33 protein-coding genes are annotated in these 25943 nt (G+C 31.0%); all 33 read left to right on the forward strand.

The window, feature by feature from the left end; translation table 11 throughout:
* Positions 1-103: 103 nt before the first annotated feature.
* The gene (locus tag AJN64_RS05575) at positions 104-1465 is read left to right on the forward strand and encodes a COG3014 family protein (protein WP_070292788.1); all 1362 of its coding nucleotides are present in this window, start codon (positions 104-106) and stop codon (positions 1463-1465) included.
* Positions 1466-1474: 9 nt separating this feature from the next.
* Entirely contained in the window at positions 1475-1843 is a 369-nt protein-coding gene (locus AJN64_RS05580; RefSeq protein WP_002857767.1) for a YcfL family protein, read from the forward strand.
* Between the two features lie 23 nt (positions 1844-1866).
* A complete protein-coding gene (lpoB, locus tag AJN64_RS05585; protein ID WP_002851945.1) occupies positions 1867-2490 on the forward strand; it encodes a penicillin-binding protein activator LpoB in 624 nt (207 codons plus the stop codon).
* Positions 2491-2572: 82 nt separating this feature from the next.
* Positions 2573-3910 carry a DUF6844 domain-containing protein gene (locus tag AJN64_RS05590; RefSeq protein ID WP_002871095.1) on the forward strand — a complete coding sequence of 446 codons (1338 nt, stop codon included), beginning with the start codon at positions 2573-2575 and terminating at the stop codon, positions 3908-3910.
* A 9-nt stretch (positions 3911-3919) separates the two neighbouring features.
* The gene (locus AJN64_RS05595; protein WP_070292789.1) at positions 3920-5119 is read left to right on the forward strand and encodes a CsgG/HfaB family protein; all 1200 of its coding nucleotides are present in this window, start codon (positions 3920-3922) and stop codon (positions 5117-5119) included.
* A 158-nt stretch (positions 5120-5277) separates the two neighbouring features.
* Complete coding sequence (gene rplU / locus AJN64_RS05600; protein WP_002778820.1) at positions 5278-5586, forward strand: 50S ribosomal protein L21; 309 nt, start codon at positions 5278-5280, stop codon at positions 5584-5586.
* A gap of 10 nt (positions 5587-5596) precedes the next feature.
* Positions 5597-5851 (forward strand): 50S ribosomal protein L27, encoded by a 255-nt coding sequence (gene rpmA / locus AJN64_RS05605; protein ID WP_002800974.1) that lies wholly within the window; start codon positions 5597-5599, stop codon positions 5849-5851.
* 106 nt (positions 5852-5957) lie between these two features.
* Positions 5958-6995 (forward strand): GTPase ObgE, encoded by a 1038-nt coding sequence (gene obgE / locus AJN64_RS05610; RefSeq protein ID WP_002860931.1) that lies wholly within the window; start codon positions 5958-5960, stop codon positions 6993-6995.
* Positions 6996-7117: 122 nt separating this feature from the next.
* Positions 7118-7873, forward strand: a complete 756-nt coding sequence (gene proB / locus AJN64_RS05615) for a glutamate 5-kinase (protein WP_002871097.1) — start codon at positions 7118-7120, stop codon at positions 7871-7873.
* A gap of 73 nt (positions 7874-7946) precedes the next feature.
* Positions 7947-8864, forward strand: coding sequence for a methionyl-tRNA formyltransferase (fmt, locus tag AJN64_RS05620; protein ID WP_002881381.1), 918 nt, complete (start codon positions 7947-7949; stop codon positions 8862-8864).
* Positions 8827-9480, forward strand: coding sequence for a biotin--[acetyl-CoA-carboxylase] ligase (locus AJN64_RS05625; RefSeq protein WP_002860934.1), 654 nt, complete (start codon positions 8827-8829; stop codon positions 9478-9480). Before fmt ends, AJN64_RS05625 begins: the two co-directional genes overlap by 38 nt.
* Positions 9477-10262, forward strand: a complete 786-nt coding sequence (locus AJN64_RS05630) for a ParA family protein (RefSeq protein ID WP_002851697.1) — start codon at positions 9477-9479, stop codon at positions 10260-10262. The genes AJN64_RS05625 and AJN64_RS05630 overlap by 4 nt, the downstream gene beginning before the upstream one ends.
* A gap of 5 nt (positions 10263-10267) precedes the next feature.
* Positions 10268-11104 carry a ParB/RepB/Spo0J family partition protein gene (locus AJN64_RS05635; RefSeq protein WP_044779401.1) on the forward strand — a complete coding sequence of 279 codons (837 nt, stop codon included), beginning with the start codon at positions 10268-10270 and terminating at the stop codon, positions 11102-11104.
* Positions 11105-11164: 60 nt separating this feature from the next.
* Complete coding sequence (locus AJN64_RS05640) at positions 11165-11590, forward strand: FoF1 ATP synthase subunit B' (protein WP_002873443.1); 426 nt, start codon at positions 11165-11167, stop codon at positions 11588-11590.
* A 10-nt stretch (positions 11591-11600) separates the two neighbouring features.
* On the forward strand, positions 11601-12113 hold the full coding sequence (locus AJN64_RS05645; protein WP_070292790.1) for a F0F1 ATP synthase subunit B: 513 nt from the start codon (positions 11601-11603) through the stop codon (positions 12111-12113).
* Between the two features lie 2 nt (positions 12114-12115).
* Complete coding sequence (locus AJN64_RS05650) at positions 12116-12637, forward strand: F0F1 ATP synthase subunit delta (protein ID WP_002871100.1); 522 nt, start codon at positions 12116-12118, stop codon at positions 12635-12637.
* Positions 12638-12650: 13 nt separating this feature from the next.
* On the forward strand, positions 12651-14156 hold the full coding sequence (gene atpA / locus AJN64_RS05655; protein WP_002881387.1) for a F0F1 ATP synthase subunit alpha: 1506 nt from the start codon (positions 12651-12653) through the stop codon (positions 14154-14156).
* Between the two features lie 8 nt (positions 14157-14164).
* The gene (gene atpG / locus AJN64_RS05660; protein WP_002860587.1) at positions 14165-15049 is read left to right on the forward strand and encodes an ATP synthase F1 subunit gamma; all 885 of its coding nucleotides are present in this window, start codon (positions 14165-14167) and stop codon (positions 15047-15049) included.
* 24 nt (positions 15050-15073) lie between these two features.
* Positions 15074-16471, forward strand: a complete 1398-nt coding sequence (gene atpD, locus AJN64_RS05665) for a F0F1 ATP synthase subunit beta (protein WP_002852005.1) — start codon at positions 15074-15076, stop codon at positions 16469-16471.
* 3 nt (positions 16472-16474) lie between these two features.
* Positions 16475-16864, forward strand: coding sequence for an ATP synthase F1 subunit epsilon (atpC, locus tag AJN64_RS05670; protein ID WP_002851752.1), 390 nt, complete (start codon positions 16475-16477; stop codon positions 16862-16864).
* Positions 16864-17418, forward strand: a complete 555-nt coding sequence (locus tag AJN64_RS05675) for a MotA/TolQ/ExbB proton channel family protein (RefSeq protein ID WP_002854361.1) — start codon at positions 16864-16866, stop codon at positions 17416-17418. The genes atpC and AJN64_RS05675 overlap by 1 nt, the downstream gene beginning before the upstream one ends.
* 8 nt (positions 17419-17426) lie before the next feature.
* Entirely contained in the window at positions 17427-17816 is a 390-nt protein-coding gene (locus tag AJN64_RS05680) for an ExbD/TolR family protein (RefSeq protein WP_002881395.1), read from the forward strand.
* Positions 17817-17818: 2 nt separating this feature from the next.
* Positions 17819-18598 carry a TonB C-terminal domain-containing protein gene (locus AJN64_RS05685; protein ID WP_002860942.1) on the forward strand — a complete coding sequence of 260 codons (780 nt, stop codon included), beginning with the start codon at positions 17819-17821 and terminating at the stop codon, positions 18596-18598.
* A gap of 9 nt (positions 18599-18607) precedes the next feature.
* Positions 18608-19816, forward strand: a complete 1209-nt coding sequence (gene tolB / locus AJN64_RS05690; RefSeq protein ID WP_053872317.1) for a Tol-Pal system protein TolB — start codon at positions 18608-18610, stop codon at positions 19814-19816.
* 76 nt (positions 19817-19892) lie between these two features.
* A complete protein-coding gene (gene pal, locus AJN64_RS05695; RefSeq protein ID WP_002851617.1) occupies positions 19893-20390 on the forward strand; it encodes a peptidoglycan-associated lipoprotein Pal in 498 nt (165 codons plus the stop codon).
* A gap of 3 nt (positions 20391-20393) precedes the next feature.
* Positions 20394-21341: a tetratricopeptide repeat protein gene (locus AJN64_RS05700; RefSeq protein WP_002860944.1), complete on the forward strand. Its 948-nt coding sequence runs from the start codon at positions 20394-20396 to the stop codon at positions 21339-21341.
* Positions 21342-21355: 14 nt separating this feature from the next.
* Positions 21356-21919, forward strand: a complete 564-nt coding sequence (locus tag AJN64_RS05705; protein WP_053872318.1) for a peptidylprolyl isomerase — start codon at positions 21356-21358, stop codon at positions 21917-21919.
* Positions 21920-21966: 47 nt separating this feature from the next.
* Entirely contained in the window at positions 21967-22839 is an 873-nt protein-coding gene (locus AJN64_RS05710) for an ACP S-malonyltransferase (protein WP_250495016.1), read from the forward strand.
* Positions 22836-23525 carry an aminodeoxyfutalosine nucleosidase gene (pfs, locus tag AJN64_RS05715; protein ID WP_002859787.1) on the forward strand — a complete coding sequence of 230 codons (690 nt, stop codon included), beginning with the start codon at positions 22836-22838 and terminating at the stop codon, positions 23523-23525. The genes AJN64_RS05710 and pfs overlap by 4 nt, the downstream gene beginning before the upstream one ends.
* Positions 23522-24277, forward strand: a complete 756-nt coding sequence (locus AJN64_RS05720) for an ATP-binding protein (RefSeq protein WP_044779381.1) — start codon at positions 23522-23524, stop codon at positions 24275-24277. Before pfs ends, AJN64_RS05720 begins: the two co-directional genes overlap by 4 nt.
* 4 nt (positions 24278-24281) lie before the next feature.
* Complete coding sequence (locus tag AJN64_RS05725; protein WP_002785057.1) at positions 24282-24803, forward strand: isochorismatase family cysteine hydrolase; 522 nt, start codon at positions 24282-24284, stop codon at positions 24801-24803.
* Positions 24803-25417: a recombination protein RecO gene (gene recO / locus AJN64_RS05730; protein WP_053872320.1), complete on the forward strand. Its 615-nt coding sequence runs from the start codon at positions 24803-24805 to the stop codon at positions 25415-25417. The genes AJN64_RS05725 and recO overlap by 1 nt, the downstream gene beginning before the upstream one ends.
* Positions 25414-25818 (forward strand): rRNA maturation RNase YbeY, encoded by a 405-nt coding sequence (gene ybeY, locus AJN64_RS05735; protein WP_002857275.1) that lies wholly within the window; start codon positions 25414-25416, stop codon positions 25816-25818. Before recO ends, ybeY begins: the two co-directional genes overlap by 4 nt.
* Positions 25819-25943 lie beyond the last annotated feature (125 nt).

Here is a 25943-nt window from a genome sequence, read left to right on the forward strand (position 1 = left end):
CAAACCCTAGGTTTTTCTCCTAGGGTGAAAATTTTTTCATTAGTTTTTAAGTATATACTACGCTATAATATTCATTTTTAATTTTCTTTAAGAAAGGAATTTAATGAAGATAAAAGTTGGGTTGATTTTTTCAGGTATTGTTTGCCTTTTTTTAACAGCTTGTGTTAATCAGGTTAAACAAAATACAACATTTGAAAATGCTTTAACACAAAAATATTGTGGTGATGATTTTTTCAATCAAAATTTAGAAAAAATTAAAAAAAATGATGATGTCATTTATACAGGATTAAATGCAGGTTTGATTGCTAGAAATTGTGGTGATTTTAACAAAAGTAATGTATTTTTTGATGCTGCGGAAGAATCTTATAAATATGATGTGGATTTAGAAAATGTAGGCTCTAAAGCAACTAAATTTGTTGGTACAACCTTGCTTAATGATACTATAGTTGATTATGATGGTTCTTTATATGAAAGAATTATGGTTAATATATATAAAGCTCTAAACTATATGGAAGAAGATGATTATGAAAATGCAAGAGTTGAGTTTAATCGTGCTTTAATGCGTCAAGATAAGGCAAAAGAATATTTTGCTAAAGAAATTGAAAAAAATCGTGCTGATTTAGATAAGGCAAAAGAAGATAAAAATTATGATAAAAATATGAATGAAAATTCAAAAGTTATAGAAGAGCAATATGACAACTTATTTAAAGAATTTGATACAACAAAAAATTTCATAAATCCTTATGCGACTTATCTTGCTTCAATATTTTTCTTTATGGATAAAGATTATAGAAAAGCTGCAGATTTATTTAGAGAAGTAGCTATTATTTATCCAAAAAATAAAACTATCAAAAAAGAGGCTAAAATTTTTAAAGAATATGCCACAAAAATAAAAGTCAAAAAAGCTAAAAAATATGTTTTTGTAGTTTATGAAAATGGATTTGGTGTAGTTAAGGATGAATTTGCTTTAACCTTACCTTTTATAGTGGATAAAAAAATTATTAGCACAAATATTGCTTTACAAACCTTGAAAAAAAGGGAAGCTTCTTTTGCAAATTTAAATATAAATGGTCAAAATACAAATGATTTTGTAGATTTAGACAATATTGTCGCTACTGAATTTAAAATAAATATGCCTGCAATGATTGCTAAAGCCTTAGCTCAAACTATAATTAAAACCACTTTAAATGTAACTGTTGCAAATAATGACTCTACAGGTGGATGGCTAAGTCTTGCAACAGCAGTAGCAACTGCTGCAACCAACAAAGCTGATGTGCGTTCTTGGAGAGGTTTACCAAAAAGTATTGCCATAGCAACAATAGAAAACGACGGAAATTTAGAAATCAAAGATCCACAAGGCAATATTTTGTTTCAAAAATCATTGGATAAAAATAAAAATGCTCTTGTTGTAGTGCGTTCTTTTGCTCCGTATTTACCTGCAAGTGTTGCTATCATGGAAAAATAAGGCTAAAAGATGAAAAAAATTATTTTATTTATTTTAATGTTTTTACTTAGTGCTTGTGCACCAAGTTATCAAATAAATTCAAATCAAAATACTGTAATTTTAGGTTCAAATTTACCAAAAAGTTTAGTAAAACAATTTCAAAAGCGTATAAATAGCAATGGTTATTTAGAATTTGAAGTGATTTTACGCAGTACTTTTGCTAAAGATGTAATTTATAAAGTAGATTGGTTAGATAAAGATGGTTTTGTGCTAAGAGATGTTTTAAATGAGGATTATCAAGCCCTTAGAATTCCAGCAGGACAAGAGGTAATTCTTCGTAAACTTGCATCTGATATAAGAGCGAAGGATTTTAGATTAGAAATTAAAGCAAAAAATTAATCTCATTTTAGGAAGGATAAATCATGAAAAAAACAAAAATTTTAGGAACAGCTCTTATTGGAGCTTTGCTTTTTAGTGGTTGTGCGCAAACAGCTTATACAGATGGAAAGGCAAGTCAGGTAAAAAAAGGCGATGCTTTAACCTTGGGTCTTGATAGACAAGATTTTGAAAGTGCAGCTGAAACTATGATAAATAGTATGTTAAGCGATCCTGCTTTTGCAAATATTAAACCAGGTACAAGAAAGGTTATTGCTATTGGTAGGGTTGTGAATGATACCCCGCAAAGAATCGATACTGAAAAACTCACCGCAAAAATTACTTCTGCATTAAGAAAATCAGGTAAATTTGTTCTAACTTCGGCAGTTGCTGCAGGCGGAGCGCTTGATAGCATGAGTGAAGATGTAAGAGAATTAAGAGATAATGATGAGTTTAATCAAAAAACCATAGCAAAAAAAGGGACATTGGTATCGCCTGATTTTTCTCTTGCGGGTAAAATTAGACAAGATAATGTAAAACTTAGCAATGGTAAAACTCAAGTAGAATACTTTTTCTTACTAAGACTTACTGATTTAACATCAGGTTTAGTTTATTGGGAAGATGAGCAAACTATTGATAAAACTGGTTCTAGTAAATCAGTTACTTGGTAAAATAAAAAATTAATTTATGAATAAAATTTTTAGCTCAAGTGTTTAGCTTGAGCTTTTTTTATGATTTTTAAAAGGATATGAAATGAAAAAAATATTATTTATTGGCTCTTTAGTTATGGCAAGTTTACTTTATGCACAAGGTTCCCAGCCTGTAGAAATTACACAACAAGATATAAATACTCAAAATGAAATGTCTGATGCAAGTACTAAGGATATTACCCCAAAATCAATTGAAGATTTTTTTGAAGAATTTGCCGATAATTTCGGTATAGAATATGGTATAACCAAAGATGGAAAAACTTTTTATACGGGAAAAAGTACTGTTGCTGTAAATGATACTGATCCACAATTTGCACAAGCTTTACAAAATGCTTATCAAAAAGCAATGTTAAATTTGCAAAGCGAATTTATAAGAGATGCTTTTGGAAGAATTGCTACAAGCAGGATTCAAAATTATGAAGCAGACAATTCTACTAATGCTAAGGAATTTGATGAATTGCCAAAAGGTGATAAGGTTGATCAAATTTTAAATAAACTTACACAATTAGCTGGTGCTCAGCTTGATAAGGCATTAAAAGATTTAGGTATAGATGCAAATTCTTTAAGCGAAGACAGAAAAAAGACTTTATTAAAGCAAGAATTTCTTAACAAAACTATGACAAATGCCATAGGTTCTATGAGTGGACTTGTTCCTGTGCAAACTATAGTTACACAAAGAAGAGGTGAGTATGATGTAGGTGTTATTGCTGTTATTTCCAATAAAACTCGCCAATTAGCAAAAGATATGGCACTAGCAAGACAGAGTGCTATTAAGGGTAAAGGCAAGGCAATAAGTGAGTATCTGCCAAAAGATACAAAAGGCTTTTTAAATGAATATGGAATTCGCTTAGTTTATGATGAAAATGGTGCGCCTATTATTTTAAGTTATGGAAACTGGGGTTATGTAGCAGATCCTAGCAATGCTAAAAAAACAAATATTTTAGAAGATAGAGCCAAAGAAACAGCACTTGCTATGGCTGATGCTGCTATTATAGAGTTTATTAATACAAATTTAAGTCTTAAAGATGAAAGAACAACTGGTGATACTTACGAGGAAATCATCAAACAAAGTATTAATGTTAATGATAGTTCCACTCAAGAACAAACTCAAAACATAACAAATATTATTGATAAAGTAAATAGTAAAATAAAAGCAAGCGCAAGCGGTAAAATTCGTGGTATTCGTACTCTTAAAAAATGGAGCTATACAAGTGAAAATGGTATTGAACATGTAGGAGCTGTGAGATTTTATTCTTATGAAAATTTAGCCAACACAAATGAGGCTTTAAATTCAAAGTCAAATGCAACAAAAAATGAAGCTAAAAAATCTTCTAGCATACAAAGAAGTTCTAATGTTGTAAATAGCATGGATGATTTTTAAAGGTAAAAGATGAAAATAACTAAAATTCTTTTTTTAGGCTTATTTTTAAGCCTAAGTCTTAATGCTAAAGTTATAACCACAACTTCAACAAAATCAAGCACAGGCGAAGGCACAGGTTTAACTAGGGAAGATGCGATAAACAATGCCATTATAGAAGCTATAGGAAAAATGAGCGGAGTAAGCATCAATTCTCTTAAGAAATCTAACACTAGCGTTTCAACTGATAATTCAGGTTCAAACATACAAGATAATTACAGCGAGCAAATTTCAAAAGCCACCAAAGGTAGAGCCGATACTTATGAAATCAATAGTGTTGAACAAGATGCAAATAAATATACAGCCAATGTAACGATTTTTAAAACCACAACAACAAAAAAGTATCAAGTTCCAGGTTTAAGTGCAGATAATAGAAGAAGTATTACTGTTTTTGATTCTACTCCAGATGCTGCAAAAAGAGGCATAGGCTCAGCTTTGCAACAAAAAATCATTTCTGATTTATTGCAAAGTCGTAAATTTAATGTTTTAGACCGTGATTCTAGTGGCTATTATGAAATGGAAAAAGCTTTAATCAAAAGTGGCGACGCAGCTAGCGATGAAGTTTATAAACTTAAAAATGTGTTAGCAACAGATTATATTTTATTGTTTTCTATTTCAGGACTTGAAGGTAAGCAAAAAACAAGCAATTTAACAGGAAAAAGCAAAACTGAAATTGAAGTTATCGTAGATTATCGTGTGTTTTTATTTGCTACAAGACAAATTAAATTTTCTAATACTTTAAGTATGAAAGTTAACATTAAAGACGATAGCCTTAGCGCCAATGAAGCTGCACTCAAACAAATTGCAAATCGTATTGCAGGAGATATTTTAAATGCAATTTATCCTTTGAAAGTTGCAAGCGTTGAAAACAATGAAGTAGTATTTTCTCAAAGCTTAAATCAAGGTGATATTTATGAATGTTTTGCTCTTGGGAAGGTTATAAAAGATGCTTATACAAAAGAAAATACAGGAAGAGTAGAAAGCAAAACAGGAAGTATTGAAATCACTCGCACAAGCCCTAAACTTTCTTATGCAAAAATCACAGAAGGTAGTGTAAAAGTAGGCGATATTTGTAGACCTTTAATTGGTAGCAATAGTGGAAATGGTTATACTATAGGTCGTGATGCAAATTATGAAACCCAAGAAGGTGGCGGAGTAAATCTAGGCTTTTAAATTTTTAGAGTTTGATTTTTCTCAAACTCTAAATCCTTTCTTAAATTCATCAAAAATTAAAGAAAAATTTTGTAAAATCAAAATTTTATTAAACCACTAAAGCTTTTAAATCCGTTATTGCGGTGCTTTATGGTACTACCAATTTATAAGGAAAAGCAATGTATGCTATTATCAAACACAGCGGAAAGCAATACAAAGTAAGTGTTGGCGATGAGCTAAAACTAGATCACTTTGAAGCTGAAAGCAAAGCAAGTATTGAAGTAAGCGAAGTTCTTGCTATCAATGATAAAGAATTAAAGGTAGGTGCGCCTTTCGTAGCAGGTGCAAAAGTTGTTTTGGAAGTGATCAATCACGGAAAAGATAAAAAAGTTGTGATTTACAAAAAAAGACGCAGAAAAGATTCTAAACTCAAACGCGGTTTTAGAAGACAATTTACTCGCGTTGTAGTAAAAGATATCAAAGCTTAAGGAGTAAAGAATGGCACACAAGAAAGGTCAAGGTTCAACTCAAAATAACCGCGATTCTATAGGTCGTCGTTTAGGTGTTAAAAAATTTGGTGGCGAGTTTGTTAGAGCTGGAAATATCATCATCCGCCAAAGAGGAACTGCAACTCATGCAGGTAACAATGTAGGTATGGGAAAAGATCATACTATCTTTGCTTTGATTGATGGTTTTGTAAAATTCGAAAGAAAAGACAAAGACAGAAAAAAAGTTTCTGTATATCCTGCATAAGTTTTTAGGACGCTTTTTAGCGTCTTGAAAACTTTAAATTTATAAATTTAACTTCTTTTATTTACTCAAATTTAGCTTTATAAATTTAAAGTCAAAGGCAATTTAAATGTTTATTGATAGTGTTAAAATTACTTTAGCTTCAGGCGATGGTGGTAAAGGTGCTGTAAGTTTTCGCCGTGAAAAACATGTTCCACTTGGTGGCCCTGATGGAGGAGATGGTGGAAATGGTGGCGATATTATTTTCGTATGTGATAATAATACCCACACTCTTGTAAATTTCAAAGGCAAAAGAGAATTACGCGCACAAAATGGTGCTGGTGGAATGGGACGCAATAAAAATGGCAAAAAGGGTGAAAATTTAGAACTTATAGTGCCCGAAGGAACGCAAGTTATCGATGCACAAACTAATGAAATTTTACTCGATCTTACCAAAGAAGGACAAAAAGAGCTTTTTTTAAAAGGTGGAAAAGGCGGACTTGGCAACACTCATTTTAAACACGCCACTAATCAACGCCCCGATTACGCACAACCTGGTATAAAAGGAGAAAGTCGCTTAGTTAGACTTGAACTTAAACTTATTGCCGATGTAGGGCTTGTGGGCTTTCCAAATGTGGGAAAATCTACTCTTATAAGCGTTGTTTCAAATGCAAAACCTGAAATTGCAAATTATGAATTTACCACCCTTACTCCAAAACTTGGACTCGTAGATGTAGATGAGTATAATTCCTTTGTTATGGCTGATATTCCAGGGATTATCGAAGGAGCAAGTGGGGGTAAAGGCTTAGGACTTGCCTTTTTAAAGCACATAGAAAGAACGAGCTTTTTACTTTTCGTGCTTGATCCTATGAGAGAAATGCCTTTAAAAGAACAATTTATAGTACTAAGAAAAGAACTTGAAAAATTTTCCAATGAACTTTTTGGGCGTAAATTTGGCATCATGATTTCAAAAAGTGATAGTGTTAATTTAGGAGAAGAATTTGCCGAGCAAATTGCTTTAAACATTAATGAGTTAGAAAATTATCTCAAAGAAATAAATAATCCGCAAAGCTTTTTAATCAAAGTCTCAAGCCTTGAAAAAACAGGACTTAAAGAACTTAAATTCATGCTTTTAGAAGAAATTAAAACTTTAAGAAATAACAAATAAAAATTTTAACAATCTAGGAAGTGTTTTATATTAAAAATTTCAAACACTCCCTATTTTTTCAAAAAATAACTAGTTTATATGAAATTTTGGCTAAAATTATAAAAATTTTTCAAGGAATAAGCATGAAAAGAATAGTTGTTAAAGTGGGTTCTCATGTGATTAGCGAAGAAAACACTTTAAGTTTTGAGCGTCTTAAAAATTTAGTCGCATTTTTAGCTAAACTCATGGAAAAATATGAAGTGATTTTAGTAACTTCAGCGGCTATTTCAGCAGGACACACCAAACTAGATATCGATAGAAAAAACCTCATTAATAAACAAGTTTTAGCCGCTATTGGACAACCTTTTTTAATCAGTGTTTATAACGAGCTTTTAGCCAAATTTAATAAACTAGGTGGACAAATTTTACTTACAGGTAAGGATTTTGACTCTAGAAAAGCTACCAAACACGCAAAAAATGCTATCGATATGATGATAAATTTAGGAATTTTGCCTATTATCAATGAAAATGACGCTACAGCTATAGAAGAAATTGTCTTTGGTGATAATGATAGCTTAAGTGCTTATGCTACGCATTTTTTTGATGCGGATTTGCTTGTGATTTTAAGCGATATTGATGGATTTTATGATAAAAATCCTAGTGAATTTAGTGATGCAAAGCGTTTAGAAAAAATCACTCATATTAAAGAAGAATGGCTACAAGCAACCATAAAAACAGGCAGTGAACACGGAACAGGCGGTATAGTAACCAAACTTAAAGCAGCTAAATTTTTACTTGAACACAATAAAAAAATGTTTTTAGCAAGTGGATTTGATTTAAGTGCGGCAAAGACATTTTTATTAGAAGATAAACAAATAGGTGGAACTTTGTTTGAGTGATTAATTTATTAAATTCTCTTTTAAAATCAAATAAGTTATAATTAAAACTTTTAATTTCACACAAAGCGAAAAAATGAAAAAAATTATTTTTATGGGTACTCCATCTTACGCAACTTGTATTTTAAAAGCACTAGTAGAAAATGAAAATTTTAAACTCGTAGCACTTTTTACCCAGCCTGATAAAGCTGTAGGTAGAAAGCAAATTTTAACTCCAAGTGATACTAAGGCTTTTTTAAGTCAAAATTATCCTAGTATTCCTATTTTTACTCCAAGTTCTTTAAAAGATGAAAATATTATAAGAGAGATTAAGGATTTAAATCCTGATTTTATCGTGGTTGCTGCCTATGGAAAAATTTTACCTAAAGCCATTTTGGATTTAGCACCTTGTGTGAATTTGCACGCTTCTTTACTTCCAAAATACCGTGGTGCCAGTCCGATCCAAAGTGCAATTTTAAACAAAGATGAAAAAAGTGGAGTTTGCACCATGCTGATGGAAGAAGGGCTTGACACAGGTGCTATACTTGAAAGCTTAGAATGTGATATAAAAGATAAAAATTCAAGTGAAGTTTTTGAACTTTTAGCAAATTTGGCCGCTAAGCTCATCCTCTCTACTCTTTTAAATTTCGATAAAATCACCCCTAAAAAACAAGAGGAAAGTCTAGCAACACTTTGTAGAAAAATCAAAAAAGAAGATGGACTTATAAATTTGCAAAATGCAAGAGAACTTTATCAAAAATATCTAGCTTTTACTCCTTGGCCTGGAGTTTTTTTGGAAAATGGACTTAAATTCTTAGAAGTTGAACTTGTGGATGAATTAAAACAAAATGCTAGGATGGGTGAAATTTTAGAATTAGAAAAAGAAAGTTTTTTGCTTGCTTGCAAACAAGGAGTTTTGCGTATTAAAAAACTTCAAGAAAGTGGAAAAAAAGTTCTTGATGGTAGGACTTATTTAAATGGAAAAAGGCTTAAAAGTGAAGATAGTTTGTGTTGAAAGTATAGACTCAACTCATCTTTTTTTATGCGAGCAAATACGCAATGGAAAGATTGATGGAAATTTTGCTATTTATGCTTTAGAACAAACAAATGGAGTTGGAAGCAGGGAAAATTCTTGGCAAAGCTCTAAAGGAAATTTACATCTTTCTTTTTGTATTAAAGAAGAAGATTTACCAAAAGATTTACCTTTGGCCTCTGTGAGCATTTATTTTGCTTATTTACTTAAAGAAGTTTTACAAGAAAAAGGTTCTAAAATTTGGCTTAAATGGCCTAACGATCTATATTTAGATGATAAAAAAGCTGGAGGGGTTATAAGTGCTAAAATTTCAAATTTTATCATAGGCGGTATGGGTTTAAATCTGAAATTTTCACCTCAAAATACAGCTTTATGCGATATAGAAATTTCGCTTAAAGATTTAGTGAGTGAGTTTTTGCAAAAAGTAGAAAAAAAATTTTTATGGAAGAATATTTTTAGCAAGTATATGTTAGAATTCGAAAAATCAAGAAAATTTAGCGTCCATCATGAAGGTAAAGTTTTTTCACTTGAAAATTCTTTTTTGTATGAAGATGGTTCAATTTTACTAGGTGATAAAAGGGTGTATAGTTTAAGATGAGCGAAATTATTACAATAGCAAACCAAAAAGGTGGAGTAGGAAAGACTACAACAGCAGTAAATTTAGCCGCTTCTTTAGCTGTGGCTGAGAAAAAAGTACTTTTGATTGATGTTGATCCGCAAGCTAATGCGACTACAGGACTTGGTTTTAATCGTAATAATTATGAGTATAATATTTACCATGTTTTTATAGGAAGAAAAAAGCTTTCAGATATTATTTTAAAAACAGAATTGCCACAACTTCATTTAGCTCCTTCAAATATAGGTCTTGTAGGTATAGAACAAGAGCTTGCTAAAGGTGAAAATAATGAGAAAAAAATGCTGCTTAAAAATCAAATTCAAGAAGTGATTGATGAGTATGATTTTATTATTATTGATTCTCCACCTGCTCTTGGAAGTATTACTATAAATGCTTTTGCAGCAAGCGATAGTGTAATTATCCCTATACAGTGTGAATTTTATGCGCTTGAGGGTGTAGCTATGGTTTTAAATACAATTAAAATTATCAAAAAAACTATTAATTCTAAACTCAGGGTTCGTGGATTTTTACCGACAATGTATAGCTCTCAAAATAATCTTTCTAAAGATGTTGTAGATGATTTGAAACAAAATTTTAAAAAACAACTTTTTACTATTAATGGAAACGAAGATGACTTTATTGTGATCCCTCGCAATGTAAAACTTGCAGAAAGTCCAAGTTTTGGAAAGCCTATAATTCTTTATGATATTAAATCACCAGGTTCTGTTGCTTATCAAAATTTGGCGTATTCTATATTAGGATAATTATAATGGGGTTAAATAAAGATAGGGGTTTAAGCAGTTTAATTAGTGATATGGATACTGTTTATAGTAAAGAATTGGGTTTTGATAAAAATCAAAGCACTATGATAGAAATTGATCAAATTTCACCCAATCCATTTCAGCCAAGAAAGAATTTTGATCAAGAAGCTTTAGATGAGCTTGCTAATTCTATCAAAGAATTTGGACTTATTCAGCCTATTATTGTATTTAAAAAAAATAGTAAATTTATTTTAATTGCTGGAGAACGTCGCTTAAGAGCGGTGAAAGCATTAGGAAAAAAAGAAATTCTAGCTTTTATTGCTGATATTGATGAGAATAAGCTTAGAGAATTGGCTCTTATTGAAAATATACAAAGAGAGAATTTAAACCCTATTGAGCTTGCTAATTCTTATAAGGATTTGATGCAAGTTCATAAAATTACTCAAGAGAATTTAGCAGAACTTATTCATAAGTCTCGTACTCAAATAACAAATACTTTAAGACTTCTGAATTTAGACATTAGAACTCAAGAGTTGATTGCTTCTGGAAAAATTTCTCAGGGTCATGCTAAAGTTTTGGTTGGTTTAGATCAAAAAGATGAAAAAATGTTGGTTGATAGTATAATAGGTCAAAAACTTAATGTTAGAGATACCGAAAAAATAGTTAAAAAAATAAAAAATAATGAAAGCTTACCTAATCAAGAATTTGAAGATGAAATAAAGAAATTAAAACACATACTAAATCGCTTTGGATTTGACTGCAAAAATAAAAATAATGATTTTGTAATTCATTTAGAAAATATTGATAAAATTAAAAAATTAATCAAAATGCTTGAAAAGTTTTAACCAAAATCTTAGCTTTTTTATGGTAGAATAGTCCTTCAAAAATTCTAACCAAGGAGAATTATGTTTGAAGATATGCATCCTTCCATAATGCTTGCTACTATGGCTATTTTTTTAGCTATGATAGTTATTTTAAATAGTATGCTGTATAAGCCGCTTTTAAAATTTATGGATGAAAGAAATGATTCTATAAAAAATGATGAGAATAAAGTAAAAGAAAATTCTCAAGAAGTTTTATGTGTGAATGATGAATTAGAAGTTATTCATATTAACACTAGAGAAGAAATTCAAAAAATCAAACAAAGTGCTATAGCTGCTGCTAAAGAAGAGGCAGAGCAAATTCTTAGAAGCAAGAAAGAAGAATTAGAAAGAAAAATGGCCAGCTTTTATGCAGATTTAGCTATTCAAAAAAAAGAGTTACAAGAACATTTAAACATACATTTACCTGAGCTTAAGCAAGCTTTGCAAAATAACATAAAGAAAATTTAAGAGGAGAGAAATGAGTAAGTTATTATTTATTATATTTTTGCTACCTTTGTATGCTTTTGGTGCATCAAATGGTAGTGGAGAATATGATATTATTCCAAGGACTATTAATTTTCTAATTTTTGTGGCTGTATTGTATTATTTTGTTGCAACTCCATTTAAAAATTTTTACAAAAACCGTATTGTAAAAATTTCTTCTAAGCTTGATGAAATTCAAAAAAAACTTTTAGAAAGTAAAGCTAAGAAATTAGATACGATGAAAAAACTTGAAGAAGCGAAAGCAAATGCTGCTGCTGCTTTAGTTACAGCAAAAAAAGAAGCTGAAATCTTAGTTCAAAATATTAAGAAAGAAACTCAAGATGAGTTGGATTTACTTCAAAAACATTTCGAGGAACAGAAAGATTATGAATTTAGAAAAATGGAAAAAGAATTAGTATCAAATACTTTAAACGAAATTTTTTCTGATCCAAATATGACATTAAAACAGAGTGAAATAATAGAACTTATGATGAAGAAGGTATCTTAAATATGGAGAATATAATTGCAAGAAGATATGCAAAAGCGATAGCTTCAAGAGCTGATATAAATGATTTTTATCAGAATTTGTGTATTTTAAATTCTGCTTTTGTTTTGCCAAAATTTAAAAATATTATAGAATCTAATGAGATTAAAAAAGAAAGAAAAATGGAATTTCTTGATTCTTTTTTTGATATTAAAAATTCTAGTTTTCAAAATTTTTTAAGACTTTTGATTGAAAATTCAAGATTAGAATGCATTCCTCAAATAGTTAAAGAACTTGAAAGACAAAAAGCTTTTAAAGAAAATATTTTTGTTGGTATTGTATATTCTAAAGAAAAATTAAATCAAGAAAATCTTAAAGATCTTGAAGTAAAACTTAACAAAAAATTTAATGCAAATATTAAATTAAATAATAAAATCAGTCAAGATGATAGCATTAAAATAGAATTGGAAGAATTAGGTTATGAACTTTCTTTTTCTATGAAAGCTCTTCAAAATAAGCTAAATGAATATATATTGAAAATTATCTAAGGAGAAAAAGTAAATGAAATTTAAAGCTGATGAGATCAGTTCAATAATCAAAGAAAGAATTGAAAATTTTGATTTAAATCTTGAAATTGAAGAAACAGGAAAGATTATTTCTATAGCTGATGGTGTTGCTAAGGTATATGGACTTAAGAATATTATGGCTGGAGAAATGGTAGAGTTTGAAAATGGTGATAAAGGAATGGCCTTAAACCTTGAAGAGTCGAGTGTAGGTATTGTTATACTTGGAAAAGGAGAAGGTTTAAAAGAAGGTGCTTCTGTAAAAAGACTTAAGAAATTACTTAAAGTTCCAGTAGGTGAGGCTTTGATTGGCCGTGTTGTAAATGCTTTAGGTGAGCCAATTGATGCTAAAGGTGTGATCAATGCTAATGAATATCGTTTTGTTGAAGAAAAAGCAAAAGGTATTATGGCGAGAAAAAGTGTTCATGAGCCTTTACATACAGGAATTAAAGCTATTGATGCGCTTGTGCCAATTGGTCGTGGTCAAAGAGAGCTTATCATAGGTGATAGACAAACAGGTAAAACTACTGTTGCTGTTGATACTATTATATCTCAAAGAGGTCAAGGAGTTATCTGTATATATGTTGCAATTGGTCAAAAGCAAAGTACAGTGGCACAAGTGGTTAAAAGACTAGAAGAACATGGTGCTATGGAATATACCATTGTTGTAAATGCCGGCGCTTCAGATCCTGCGGCTTTACAGTACTTAGCTCCATATACTGGCGTAACCATGGGTGAATTTTTTAGAGACAACGCAAAACATGCTTTAATTGTTTATGATGATTTGAGCAAGCATGCTGTAGCTTATCGCGAAATGTCTTTGATTTTACGTCGTCCTCCAGGTCGTGAAGCTTATCCAGGCGATGTTTTTTACCTTCATTCAAGATTGCTTGAAAGAGCAAGCAAGCTAAATGATGAATTAGGTGCTGGTTCTTTGACGGCATTGCCGATAATTGAAACACAAGCAGGAGATGTTTCTGCTTATATTCCAACTAATGTTATTTCAATTACAGATGGACAAATTTTCTTAGAAACTGATTTATTTAACTCAGGAATTCGTCCTGCAATTAATGTTGGTTTATCAGTATCTCGTGTAGGTGGGGCTGCTCAAATTAAAGCTACAAAACAAGTTTCAGGCACATTAAGACTTGACCTTGCTCAATATAGAGAGCTTCAAGCTTTTGCACAATTTGCTAGTGATTTAGATGAGGCAAGTAGAAAACAACTTGAACGTGGACAAAGAATGGTTGAACTCTTAAAACAACCACCTTATTCTCCGCTTAGCGTTGAAAAACAAGTAGTTTTAATTTTTGCAGGAACCAAAGGTTTCTTAGATGATATTGCTGTTTCTAGAATTAAGGAATTTGAAGATGGAATTTATCCTTTTATTGAGGCAAAACATCCAGATATTTTTGAGCAAATTCGCTCTAAAAAAGCTTTAGATTCTGATTTGGAAGAAAAACTAGCTAAAGCCATTAATGAGTTTAAAGCAAATCATTTATAAGGTCTTTTATGTCTAATTTAAAAGAAATTAAAAGAAAAATTAAAAGTGTTCATAACACTCAAAAGACTACAAATGCTATGAAGCTAGTTTCTACTGCTAAGTTAAAAAAAGCAGAAGAAGCAGCTAAAAGATCAAAAATTTATGCACAAAAAATCGATGAAATTTTGAGTGAAATTTCATTTCAGATCAATAAAATTGTTCACAATGAAGATGATGTGCGTTTATCTTTGTTTCATAAAAAAGAACAAATTAAAACCGTAGATTTAATATTTATCACTGCAGATAAAGGCTTATGCGGTGGTTTTAATATTAAGACTTTAAAAACAGTAAGTGAAATGCTAAAAGAATATGAAGCAAAAAATATTAATATTCGTCTTAGAGCTATAGGTAAAACTGGGATTGAATATTTTAATTTTCAAAAAATAGAATTGTTAGAGAAATATTTCCATCTTAGTTCTAGTCCTGACTATGAGAAAGCATGTGAAGTAATTCATGCTGCTGTAGATGATTTTTTAAATGGAAATACAGATGAAGTGATTTTAGTTCATAATGGTTATAAAAATATGATTACCCAAGAACTTAAAATTAATCATCTTATTCCAGTTGAACCAAAGAGTATTGAACAGACTCATAATTCTCTTTTAGAGCTTGAACCGGAAGGAACTGAGCTTTTAGAAGATTTAATGAAAACGTATTTTGAGTATAATATGTATTATGCGTTAATCGATTCTTTGGCGGCAGAGCATAGCGCAAGAATGCAAGCTATGGATAATGCAACTAATAACGCAAAGGCAAGAGTGAAACAACTAAATTTAGCTTATAACAAAGCAAGACAAGAATCTATTACTACTGAGCTTATAGAAATTATCAGTGGTGTTGAATCAATGAAATAGTAAATTTTAAGGAGAAGATAAATAATGCAAGGATTTATTTCACAGGTATTAGGTCCGGTTGTTGATGTAGATTTTAACGACTATTTACCTCAAATTAATGAAGCAATTGTTGTAAATTTTGAAAGCGAAGGAAAAAAACATAAACTTGTTTTAGAAGTAGCAGCTCATTTAGGAGATAATAGAGTTAGAACTATTGCTATGGATATGACAGATGGTTTGGTAAGGGGCTTAAAAGCTGAGGCTTTAGGTGCTCCTATTAGTGTTCCTGTTGGTGAGAAAGTTTTAGGAAGAATTTTCAATGTTACTGGAGATTTGATCGATGAAGGTGAAGAAATTTCTTTTGATAAAAAATGGGCGATTCATAGAGATCCACCAGCTTTTGAAGATCAAAGCACAAAAAGTGAGATTTTTGAAACAGGGATTAAAGTTGTGGATTTACTTGCTCCTTATGCAAAAGGTGGTAAAGTAGGTCTTTTTGGTGGTGCAGGTGTTGGTAAGACTGTTATTATTATGGAGCTTATTCACAATGTTGCATTTAAGCATAGTGGCTATTCTGTATTTGCAGGTGTGGGTGAGAGAACTCGTGAAGGAAATGACCTTTATAATGAAATGAAAGAAAGCAATGTTTTAGACAAAGTTGCTCTATGTTATGGACAAATGAATGAACCACCAGGGGCAAGAAATCGTATTGCTTTAACAGGTTTAACAATGGCTGAGTATTTTAGAGATGAAATGGGTCTTGATGTGCTTATGTTTATTGATAATATCTTTAGATTTTCACAATCAGGTTCTGAAATGTCAGCACTTTTAGGAAGAATTCCATCAGCTGTGGGTTATCAACCAACCTTAGCAAGTGAAATGGGTAAATTCCAAGAAAGAATTACTTCAACTAAAAAAGGCTCAATCACTTCAGTTCAAGCTGTTTACGTTCCAGCTGATGACTTAACCGACCCAGCTCCAGCAACTGTTTTTGCTCACTTAGATGCTACAACGGTTTTAAATAGAGCTATTGCTGAAAAGGGTATTTATCCTGCAGTTGACCCACTTGACTCAACTTCAAGAATGCTTGACCCAAATATCATTGGAGAAGAACATTATAAAGTTGCTCGTGGTGTTCAATCAGTGCTTCAAAAATACAAAGATTTACAAGATATCATCGCCATTTTAGGTATGGATGAGCTTAGCGAAGAGGATAAACTTGTAGTTGAAAGAGCAAGAAAGATTGAAAAATTCTTATCACAACCATTTTTCGTTGCAGAAGTTTTCACAGGTAGCCCAGGAAAATATATAAGCCTTGAAGATACAATAGCAGGATTTAAGGGAATTTTAGAAGGTAAATATGATCATTTACCAGAAAATGCTTTCTATATGGTTGGAAATATAGATGAAGCTATTGCAAAAGCGGATAAATTAAAAGGTTAATTTATGAACGATTTGATTAATTTCGAGATAGTTACGCCTTTGGGTGTAATCTATCAAGGAGAAGTAAAATCTGTTACTTTACCGGGTAGTGAAGGAGAATTTGGCGTGCTTAAAGGACATGCTGCTTTGGTTTCTTCTTTAAAATCTGGAGTAATTGATATTGAAAAAGCTGATTTAAATCATGAATTAATTGCTATTGATGCTGGGCATGCAAAGGTAGATGAAGATAAGATTTGCGTGTTAGCAAAGGGTGCGGTTTGGGTTTGCGGAAGTGATGAAAGTGAGATTGAAAAAAATCTTGCTCAAGCAAAAGATTTGATCAAATCTATGAGTTCTGATAATGCAGCTTTAGCAGCAACTTTTTCAAAACTTGATAATGCAAGGATGCATTAATGAATTTTGAAGCTATATTTCATTTTTTCAATAGTTCAAGTATTATTACTTATATAGTTTTATTATGGCTTTCTTTATATTTTATTTTAGCATTTAGTATTTTGTTTGCTAGATTGACTTATTTGGCTACATGGAGAAATAAGGAAAAAGAAAGTTTAGAAACTTTGCTCTTGGGTGAGAAGGATTTAAGTCGTACTGATTCGATTTTAAGAAAATGCAATGATACAACTTCAAATCATTTAGAAATCTATAAAAATTTAGCAAGTCGTCGCGCTTCTGCTGGACTTACTTGGCTTAGTATTATTGCTTCAACTTCACCTTTTATAGGTCTTTTTGGGACAGTTATTTCTATACTTGAAACTTTTGGTGGGCTTGGAACTCAAAATTCTTTAAGTATCATAGCTCCTAAAATCAGCGAGGCTTTAGTTGCTACAGGTTGTGGTATTTTAGTGGCAATTCCTGCTTATACATTTCATCTTATCATTAAAAGAAAAGCTTTCGAACTTTTAAGCATTATTGATAGCGAGATTAAAGTTATAAGTTCGAGTAAATAAGGTTAAAAATGCCATTTGATGATGAAAAACCTGAACTTAATATCACGCCTTTAGTAGATATTATGCTTGTATTGCTTGCGATTTTAATGGTAACAACTCCAAGCATTACTTATGAAGAAAAAATTAATCTTCCACAAGGTAGTCAAAAAAATACTAGCTCTCCAACTGTTAAGAGTTTAATTATTAGTATTAATGCAAAAAAAGAAATTTTTTTAAATCAAGAAAAATACGATTTTATAAGTTTTGCTGACAATCTTGCTCAAAGAAAAGCACAATTTAATACCGAAGATCCGGTTTTTATACGCGCCGATAAAAGCTTAAAATATGACGATGTTATTTTAGTCTTAAGAAGTGTAAAAAATTTAGGATTTAATAAAGTTGCTTTACAGACTGAATAATCATGAAAAATTATGGTTTGAGTAATTTAAATTCGTTTTTACTTGCTTTAGTAATATATATTAGTATAGTAATTCTTGTTTTTTTTAGACTTGTAAGCGAGGTTGAACCTGCTATACAATATACCGATATAAAAGATAGTTTTGTAGATATTGAACTTGCTGAACCATCAAAACAAGTTATTACTCAAAGCAACACTCCTAAAGAAATACAAAAACCAACAGAGCAAATTGATATAGAAAAGCTTTTTGCTCAGACTACAAATAAAACAGTTAAAACTGAAGATATTGACCAAAAGGCAAGTAATTTTAATGAGCTTTTTGGAAATATTAAAGAAATACAAGAAGAAAAGACTACAAAAATTCAATCAAGTGCTAAATCAGGAATTTCTAGTGCTCCAAAACCTCAAGCTTCCGAACTTGTAAAACAACTTAATGATAGTTTACTTCAAGAAGAAAGTTCAACGCAAGGAGAAAACACAAAGGCGCAAAAGATTGGAATTTATGATGAATTTTTAGGGAAAGTTGTGCGTATTATCACTCAAAGATGGACTCAGTATTATCCAAATAGTGAAAAAATTTCTGTTAAGGTAAAAATTTTTATTGATGAAAATGGAAAATTTGGCTATACTTCAGTTGAAAAAAGTGGGAATCCTTTATATGATGCTAAAGTGGCTGAATTTTTAGAAAGTCAAAAAGGTAAATTTATTACTTATCCTCCGCAAAATAAAAATATAAGCATTACCATGAATTTAAGAGATGAAGCAAAAGTTAAAAATGATTAGGAGAAAAAAATGAAAAAAATTGTAGCAATTTTTTTAGTCTTTTTAGGAAGTCTTTGGGCAGAAGATCCAGTGATTGATGTTGTTAATTCTGGTGTAGTTTTACCAAAGATTATTGTTAAAGACAATTCAAATTTAAGTGATGAGAATTTAAAGAAAAGCTTTTATAATATCATTGTGAACGATTTGAAAGTAAGTTCAAACTTTGAAGTTGTTGCTAATGCAACTGAGACAAGTAATTATACTTTTGAATACGCTTTAAATAAAAATGGTAACACTTTGAGTTTAAATGTAAAAATAAAAGCTGGCGGTTCTGATAAGTCAGAGCAAACTTATACTTTAAATGGTTTAGAACAATATCCATTTTTGGCACATAAAAGTGTCAAAGCTTCTGTAAATGCGTTAGGACTTGCACCTGTTGATTGGATGGATCATAAAATTTTGATTGCGAGAAATTCTAGCTCCAAAAAAAGTCAAATTATTATGGCTGATTATACTTTAACTTATCAAAAGGTTATTGTTGATGGTGGGCTTAATTTATTTCCAAAATGGGGAAATAAAGAACAAACTCTATTTTATTATACAGCTTATGGTCATGATAAGCCAACTTTATACCGTTATGATTTAAATACCAATAAAGCTAGTAAAATTTTATCAAGCGGCGGTATGGTTGTAGCAAGTGATGTGAGTGTAGATGGAAGTAAACTACTTGTTACCATGGCTCCAAAAGATCAGCCTGATGTTTATTTATATGACTTAAATACCAAAAATCTAACACAATTAACTAATTATTCTGGTATTGATGTTAATGGAAATTTTATTGGCTCAGATGATAGTAAAGTGGTATTTGTAAGCGATCGTTTAGGATATCCTAATATTTTTATGCAAGATTTAAATAGCAATAGTGCTGAACAAGTTGTTTTTCATGGTAGAAACAATTCGGCTGTTTCGACTTATAAAGATTTTTTGGTTTATTCAAGTCGTGAACCAAATCAAGCAGGTGTTTTTAATATTTATTTGATGTCAATTAATAGTGATTATATTCGTCAACTTACAGCAAATGGAAAAAATTTATTTCCAAGATTTTCTAGTGACGGTGGAAGTATAGTATTTATTAAATATTTAGGTGCGCAAAGTGCTTTAGGTGTTATTCGTGTAAATGCAAATAAGACTTTTTATTTTCCTCTTAGGGTTGGAAAAATTCAATCAATTGATTGGTAAAAATTTCAATTTTAGGTTAAAATTAATTAAAAATTAGATATAATAGTAAGAATTTATTAACTTTGAAAGGTCATAAATGAAAAAAATTCTTTTTACTTCAATTGCAGCTCTTGCAGTTGTTATTAGTGGTTGTAGCACAAAAAGCACTAGCGTAAGCGGTGATAGTAGTGTTGATTCAAATCGTGGTTCAGGTGGAAGTGATGGTTGGGATATTGATTCAAAAATTTCTCAACTTAATGATACTTTAAATAAAGTATATTTTGATTTTGATAAATTCAACATTCGTCCTGATATGCAAAATGTTGTAAGCACAAATGCTAATATCTTTAACACTGAAGTAAGCGGTGTAAGTATTACTGTTGAAGGAAACTGCGATGAGTGGGGAACTGATGAATATAACCAAGCTCTAGGTTTAAAAAGAGCAAAAGCTGTAAAAGAAGCTTTAATCGCTAAAGGTGTAAATGCTGATAGAATTGCTGTTAAAAGCTATGGAGAAACAAATCCTGTGTGCACTGAAAAAACTAAAGCTTGTGATGCGCAAAACAGACGTGCTGAATTTAAATTATCAAGATAATTAATGAAAAAAATATTCACAGTAGCTCTTCTTGGAGCTACTTTACTTTATGCAGAAAGCTCAGCTTTTGGTGCAGGAGATATAACAAGCAATTCTTCTTATGGTTTAACTTCAAATGAAAAATTATTTAAAGAAAAGTTAGATAATTTAAATAATGAAAATATACAAACAAATGCTAGAATTAATGAAATTAACGAAAGAATCGAGGGTTTACAAAGCACTTTAGAAGGTATAAATTCTCAATATGCTAAATCAAATTCTAGATTAAGTCAAGTTGAAGAGAATAATCAAAATATTGAAAATAATTTTACTAGTGAAATTCAAAAATTAAAGGCTTATGTTGAAGAAAGTAGAAAAATTCAAGAAGCTAATAATAAGCAAGTAAAAAAAGTTTTAGCCGAACTTAGTTCTTTAGTAGATGCTATTAATGCAAATTATGTTTCTAAAAACGAATTAAATGATGCAAATTTAAGCGTTAAAACTATTACACCTAGTGTTGTTGTTTCAACTGCAGATTCAAATAGTACCATTGAAAACAATAATACTCAAAATACCCAGGATGATAAAGCAAAACAAATTGATGAATCTTGGAAAAAGAAAAAAAATAATGAAATTTTAGAATTAGCGATAAAAGATGTTGATAAAAATGCTTTTGAAGATTCCAAAGCAAAATTAAATTTTCTCATAACAAAGCAGTATAAACCTGCAAGAGCAAATTTTTGGTTAGGGGAGATCGAGTATAAACAAAAAAATTATAACAATGCTATTGTTTATTATAAAAAAAGTTCTTCTTTGAGTACAAAAGGGGATTATTTCCCAAAACTTTTATATCATACTGCCATTTCATTGGATAAAACAGGTGATACAAAAACAGCAAATGGTTTTTATAAAGCTTTAAAAACTAATTATCCAAATTCACCCGAAGCAAAAGCTTCACCTAATAGAAAATAAATTAAGGAGATAAAATGGCTATAGAAAAAAATAGTGTAGTTTCAATGTTTTATGAGTTAAAAGACGCAAATACAAATGAAGTTTTAGAATCAAATTTATACTCTCAACCTATTTCTTTTATTTTAGGCAAAGGTCAGATTTTAGAAAGCTTAGAAGAAGAAGTGATGAAGCTTGATTGCCCTAGCAATGCTGATGTGGTAATTAAAAAAGAAAAAGGTTTAGGCGAATACGATGAAAATGCCGTTCAAACTTTACCAAAAGAGCAATTTGCAGGTATTGATTTAAAAGTAGGTATGGAGCTTTTTGGCGAAGGTGAAAATGGCGAAACCGTTCGTGTAACTGTAAAAGAGATTGGCGAAAATGATGTCACAATTGATTATAATCATCCTTATGCAGGTCGTGATTTGCTTTTTTCTTTAAATATCGTAGATGCTAGAGCTGCAAGTGAAGATGAAATTCTTACAGGTATTATCGCAGGAAGTCATAGTTGTGGTTGTGGAAGCGGACATGGACACGATCATCATCACGGACACGGTGGCGTCGGTTGCTGTGGTGGCGGCGGTTGCGGTTGTCATTAATGAATACTGCATTTATATTTCCAGGTCAAGGCTCACAAAGTCTTGGCATGGGAAAAGATTTTTATGAAAACTCTATAAAAGCCAAAGAACTCCTTCAAAACGCAAGTGATTTTTGTAAGATTGATTTTAAACATTTGTTTTTTGAAGAAAACGAAAAACTCAATCAAAGTGAATTTACTCAACCCGCCATCGTTTTAAATTCCTTAATGGCTTATAGTGTTTTACTTGAAAAAAAACCTGATTTAAGTTCGAAATTTGCTTTAGGGCATTCTTTGGGAGAATTTTCAGCCTTAGCTGTCAATGGTGCTTTTGATTTTTTAGAGGCTCTTTCTTTGGTCAATAAAAGAGGGCTTTTTATGCAAGAAGATTGTGCAAAAGTTGAAGCAGGTATGATGGTGGTTTTAGGGCTTGATGATGAAAAGGTTGAAGAGCTTTGTCAAAAAGCACAAAAAGAAAACAAGCAAATTTTCGCTGCAAATTATAACTGCGATGGACAAATCGTTGTAGCAGGTTTAAAACCTGATTTAGCAAGTTATGAAAGTGTATTTAAAGAAGCAGGAGCTAAAAGAGCTATGCTTTTAAATATGAGCGTGGCAAGTCATTGTCCTCTTTTGGAAAATGCTTCAGCTAAGCTTTGTGTGGAGCTTGAAAAGGTGTTAAAACCAAATTTTAAAGCCGTAATTTCTAATGCAAATGCTAAAATTTATACAAGCAAAGAAGAAGCCCTTGAACTTTTAAAAGCACAACTTATCTCTCCTGTGCTTTATAAACAAAGCATTAAGGCATGTGAAAATGAAGTAGATTATTTCATAGAATTTGGTGCAAGCGTGCTTAAGGGTTTGAATAAAAAAATCACTTCAAAAGAAACTTATGCTTTAACAAATATGAATGATATTGATGAATTTTTAAAGGTTATATGATGAAAATAGCAATTTTAGGAGCCATGAGTGAAGAAATCACTCCTTTGCTTGAAACACTTAAAGATTATACAAAAATAGAACACGCTAATAATACTTATTATTTTGCAAAGTATAAAAATCATGAACTTGTTTTAGCGTATTCTAAAATCGGCAAGGTAAATTCTACTCTTAGTGCTAGTGTGATGATAGAAAAATTTGGCGCACAAGCTTTGCTTTTTACAGGAGTTGCGGGTGCTTTTAATCCTGAACTTGAAATTGGCGATTTGCTTTACGCAACAAAATTAGCTCAATACGATCTTGATATTACCGCTTTTGGACATCCTTTAGGTTTTGTTCCAGGTAATGAAATTTTTATCAAAACCGATGAGAAATTAAACAATCTTGCTTTAGAAGTTGCTAAGGAATTAAACATTAAACTGCGTGCAGGCATTATTGCAACGGGAGATGAGTTTATTTGCGATGAAGCAAAAAAAGCAAAAATTAGAGAAATTTTCAATGCGGATGCTTGTGAAATGGAAGGCGCAAGTGTGGCTTTGGTTTGTGATGCTTTAAAGGTGCCTTGTTTTATCTTAAGAGCTATGAGTGATAAAGCAGGGGAAAAGGCTGAATTTGATTTTGATGAATTTGTGATCAATTCAGCTAAAATTTCAGCCAATTTTGTGCTTAAAATGTGCGAGAAGTTATGATAAATCTTAGCAAAAAACTCATACGCCAAGTTGCACAAGCTAATGCTAAATTTGGACTTATTAAAGATGGAGATAGGGTTCTTTTAGGGCTTAGTGGCGGGAAAGATTCTTTGGCTTTAGTCCATCTTTTAAATCGTATGCAAGCTCATGCTCCTTTTAAATTTGAACTTGAAGCGGTAACTTTGAGTTATGGCATGGGCGAGGATTATTCTCATCTTCATGCACATTGTGAAGAACACGGCATTAAACATAGCGTGCTTGATTCAAATATTTATGAAGTTTCAGGCGATACCATAAGAGAAAATTCAAGTTTTTGTAGTTATTTTTCGAGAATGCGTCGTGGAGCTTTATATACTTACGCCCTTGAGAAAGGTTTTAACAAGCTTGCTATAGCTCATCATTTAGATGATGCAGCAGAAAGCTTTTTTATGAATTTTATTCATAATGGAGCTTTAAGAACCTTAGCGCCTATTTATCAAAGCAAACGCGGTGTAACTGTGATACGCCCTTTGATTTTTGTGCGAGAAAGACAGCTTAGGGATAATGCTACGCAAAATGAACTTAGCGTGATAGGAAATGAATTTTGTCCTGGTATGAAACTCAGCGAAAAAAATGTAAAATTCCCCCACGCTAGAGAAGAAGCTAAACAGCTTTTAGCAAATTTAGAAAAAGATCATCCTAAGCTTTTTACAAGTTTAAAAACCGCTTTTGCCAATTTACACACGGAGAGTTTTTGGCTTCAAAAGGCATAAAAGCATGAAAAAAGCTTTTGTTTTAGTGGATTATCAAAATGATTTTATTGATGGAAGTTTAGGTTTTGATAAGGCTTTGAAAATCAAAGAAAATATTCTTAAAGCCTTAAATCAAATCGATTTTAATAACACGCATTTGCTTTTAACCTATGATACGCATGATGAACATTATCTACAAAGTAAAGAAGGTTTAAATTTACCTGTAAAACATTGTATTAAAGAGAGTTTGGGTTGGCAAATGCCAAAGGAATTTGAACCTTTTTTACAAAAAGCTCATAAAATTTTTTATAAAAATACTTTTGGTAGCTTAGAACTAGCTAATTTCATACAAAAAAGCGATTATGAAGAACTTCATTTTGCAGGGCTTGTTTCTCATATTTGTGTGTTTTGTAATATCATTTTAGCTTTTGGTGCTAAGCCTAATGCAAGGATAATTTTACACCAAAATTTAAGTGCAAGTTTTGATGAAAATTTAGAAAAATCCGCTTTTGATATACTTAGGGCTTATGGTATTGAAATTGTTTAATGCAAGGCTTTATACTTCATACTCAAAAAGTTAAAGATGAGGATTTGATCGTTTATATTTTAAGTCCTAAAATGCTTATTAAGGCTTATCGTTTTTATGGACTTAGACATTCTAGTATTTTAAGCGGCTATAAAATCGACTTTGCTTTAGAAGAAAATCCTAGTTTTTTACCAAGACTTAAAGATGTATTGCATTTGGGATTTTTATGGATTATGCAAAGGGATAAAATGCTTATTTGGCAAGAATTTATCCGTCTTTTATATAGACACTTAAAAGATGTGGAAGAGCTTGATAGTTTTTATTTTGATTTACTTGATGAGTGTGTGAAAAGGTTTGAAAAACAAAATCCAAAGCGTGTTATTGTTGATGCTTATTTAAAAATTTTGGAATTTGAAGGAAGATTGCATAAAGATTTTTTTTGTTTTGCCTGTGATGAGAAAATTCAAAATTCCATTACACTGCTAAGGGCTTTTTTACCTTCGCATTCTCAATGTGCTTTAGGATTTGAGTTTGAAGAGAAAAAACTAAAACAATTTTATAGCAGTAAAAATTGTGCGATTTTTGATGATGAAGAAATAGAAAATTTATACCATTTGGTTAAGGAAGGTTTATGATATTAAGTGATGAAAAATGTGATTTTTTAGAATCTATAGCAAGTTTTTTAAGCCCTAAAGATGTGGAGCTTGTCTTTGTGGATAGTAAAGAAATGCAAGAAATTAACTTAGAGCAAAGAAAACAAGATAAAACCACTGATGTACTTTCTTTTCCGCTTGAAAATATCGATGAAAGTTTGCCTTTGGGTTCTGTTGTGATTAATGTGGATTTGGCAAAAGAAAAGGCTAAAGAGTTAGGGCATAGCTATGAAGAAGAAATAAGCTTGCTTTTTATCCACGCTATGCTTCATTTGTTAGGTTTTGATCATGAAAATGATAATGGAGAAATGAGAGAAAAAGAGAAAGAACTTATAGAGTATTTCAATTTGCCTAAAAGTTTGATTGTAAGGACTTTGGGATAACTCCACCCCAAAATAGAACAGATTTTGCTTATATTATTTTAATATATTTAGATTGAAGGCAGAAAAATCTAAATTAAGGAATTAATATGAGTATCTTTAGCATCAATGATAGCTCAAACTATGGT

Origin of the sequence: Campylobacter sp. BCW_4332, from assembly GCF_001763175.1 — a bacterium.
GTDB lineage: Bacteria > Campylobacterota > Campylobacteria > Campylobacterales > Campylobacteraceae > Campylobacter_D > Campylobacter_D jejuni.

Bases quoted from the DNA above. Each gene is read 5' to 3' on its own strand.
- ybeY (WP_002857275.1), top strand. From the start codon at position 25,414: ATGATATTAAGTGATGAAAAATGTGATTTTTTAGAATCTATAGCAAGT.
- AJN64_RS05700 (WP_002860944.1), top strand. From the start codon at position 20,394: ATGAAAAAAATATTCACAGTAGCTCTTCTTGGAGCTACTTTACTTTAT.
- AJN64_RS05645 (WP_070292790.1), top strand. From the start codon at position 11,601: ATGAGTAAGTTATTATTTATTATATTTTTGCTACCTTTGTATGCTTTT.
- AJN64_RS05705 (WP_053872318.1), top strand. From the start codon at position 21,356: ATGGCTATAGAAAAAAATAGTGTAGTTTCAATGTTTTATGAGTTAAAA.
- AJN64_RS05640 (WP_002873443.1), top strand. From the start codon at position 11,165: ATGTTTGAAGATATGCATCCTTCCATAATGCTTGCTACTATGGCTATT.
- atpG (WP_002860587.1), top strand. From the start codon at position 14,165: ATGTCTAATTTAAAAGAAATTAAAAGAAAAATTAAAAGTGTTCATAAC.
- fmt (WP_002881381.1), top strand. From the start codon at position 7,947: ATGAAAAAAATTATTTTTATGGGTACTCCATCTTACGCAACTTGTATT.
- AJN64_RS05650 (WP_002871100.1), top strand. From the start codon at position 12,116: ATGGAGAATATAATTGCAAGAAGATATGCAAAAGCGATAGCTTCAAGA.
- rplU (WP_002778820.1), top strand. From the start codon at position 5,278: ATGTATGCTATTATCAAACACAGCGGAAAGCAATACAAAGTAAGTGTT.
- AJN64_RS05675 (WP_002854361.1), top strand. From the start codon at position 16,864: ATGAATTTTGAAGCTATATTTCATTTTTTCAATAGTTCAAGTATTATT.
- AJN64_RS05625 (WP_002860934.1), top strand. From the start codon at position 8,827: ATGGAAAAAGGCTTAAAAGTGAAGATAGTTTGTGTTGAAAGTATAGAC.
- AJN64_RS05630 (WP_002851697.1), top strand. From the start codon at position 9,477: ATGAGCGAAATTATTACAATAGCAAACCAAAAAGGTGGAGTAGGAAAG.
- tolB (WP_053872317.1), top strand. From the start codon at position 18,608: ATGAAAAAAATTGTAGCAATTTTTTTAGTCTTTTTAGGAAGTCTTTGG.
- AJN64_RS05595 (WP_070292789.1), top strand. From the start codon at position 3,920: ATGAAAATAACTAAAATTCTTTTTTTAGGCTTATTTTTAAGCCTAAGT.
- rpmA (WP_002800974.1), top strand. From the start codon at position 5,597: ATGGCACACAAGAAAGGTCAAGGTTCAACTCAAAATAACCGCGATTCT.
- lpoB (WP_002851945.1), top strand. From the start codon at position 1,867: ATGAAAAAAACAAAAATTTTAGGAACAGCTCTTATTGGAGCTTTGCTT.
- AJN64_RS05685 (WP_002860942.1), top strand. From the start codon at position 17,819: ATGAAAAATTATGGTTTGAGTAATTTAAATTCGTTTTTACTTGCTTTA.
- AJN64_RS05725 (WP_002785057.1), top strand. From the start codon at position 24,282: ATGAAAAAAGCTTTTGTTTTAGTGGATTATCAAAATGATTTTATTGAT.
- AJN64_RS05710 (WP_250495016.1), top strand. From the start codon at position 21,967: ATGGGAAAAGATTTTTATGAAAACTCTATAAAAGCCAAAGAACTCCTT.
- AJN64_RS05635 (WP_044779401.1), top strand. From the start codon at position 10,268: ATGGGGTTAAATAAAGATAGGGGTTTAAGCAGTTTAATTAGTGATATG.
- atpC (WP_002851752.1), top strand. From the start codon at position 16,475: ATGAACGATTTGATTAATTTCGAGATAGTTACGCCTTTGGGTGTAATC.
- AJN64_RS05590 (WP_002871095.1), top strand. From the start codon at position 2,573: ATGAAAAAAATATTATTTATTGGCTCTTTAGTTATGGCAAGTTTACTT.
- pfs (WP_002859787.1), top strand. From the start codon at position 22,836: ATGATGAAAATAGCAATTTTAGGAGCCATGAGTGAAGAAATCACTCCT.
- recO (WP_053872320.1), top strand. From the start codon at position 24,803: ATGCAAGGCTTTATACTTCATACTCAAAAAGTTAAAGATGAGGATTTG.
- atpA (WP_002881387.1), top strand. From the start codon at position 12,651: ATGAAATTTAAAGCTGATGAGATCAGTTCAATAATCAAAGAAAGAATT.
- pal (WP_002851617.1), top strand. From the start codon at position 19,893: ATGAAAAAAATTCTTTTTACTTCAATTGCAGCTCTTGCAGTTGTTATT.
- AJN64_RS05720 (WP_044779381.1), top strand. From the start codon at position 23,522: ATGATAAATCTTAGCAAAAAACTCATACGCCAAGTTGCACAAGCTAAT.
- AJN64_RS05575 (WP_070292788.1), top strand. From the start codon at position 104: ATGAAGATAAAAGTTGGGTTGATTTTTTCAGGTATTGTTTGCCTTTTT.
- proB (WP_002871097.1), top strand. From the start codon at position 7,118: ATGAAAAGAATAGTTGTTAAAGTGGGTTCTCATGTGATTAGCGAAGAA.
- AJN64_RS05580 (WP_002857767.1), top strand. From the start codon at position 1,475: ATGAAAAAAATTATTTTATTTATTTTAATGTTTTTACTTAGTGCTTGT.
- obgE (WP_002860931.1), top strand. From the start codon at position 5,958: ATGTTTATTGATAGTGTTAAAATTACTTTAGCTTCAGGCGATGGTGGT.
- AJN64_RS05680 (WP_002881395.1), top strand. From the start codon at position 17,427: ATGCCATTTGATGATGAAAAACCTGAACTTAATATCACGCCTTTAGTA.
- atpD (WP_002852005.1), top strand. From the start codon at position 15,074: ATGCAAGGATTTATTTCACAGGTATTAGGTCCGGTTGTTGATGTAGAT.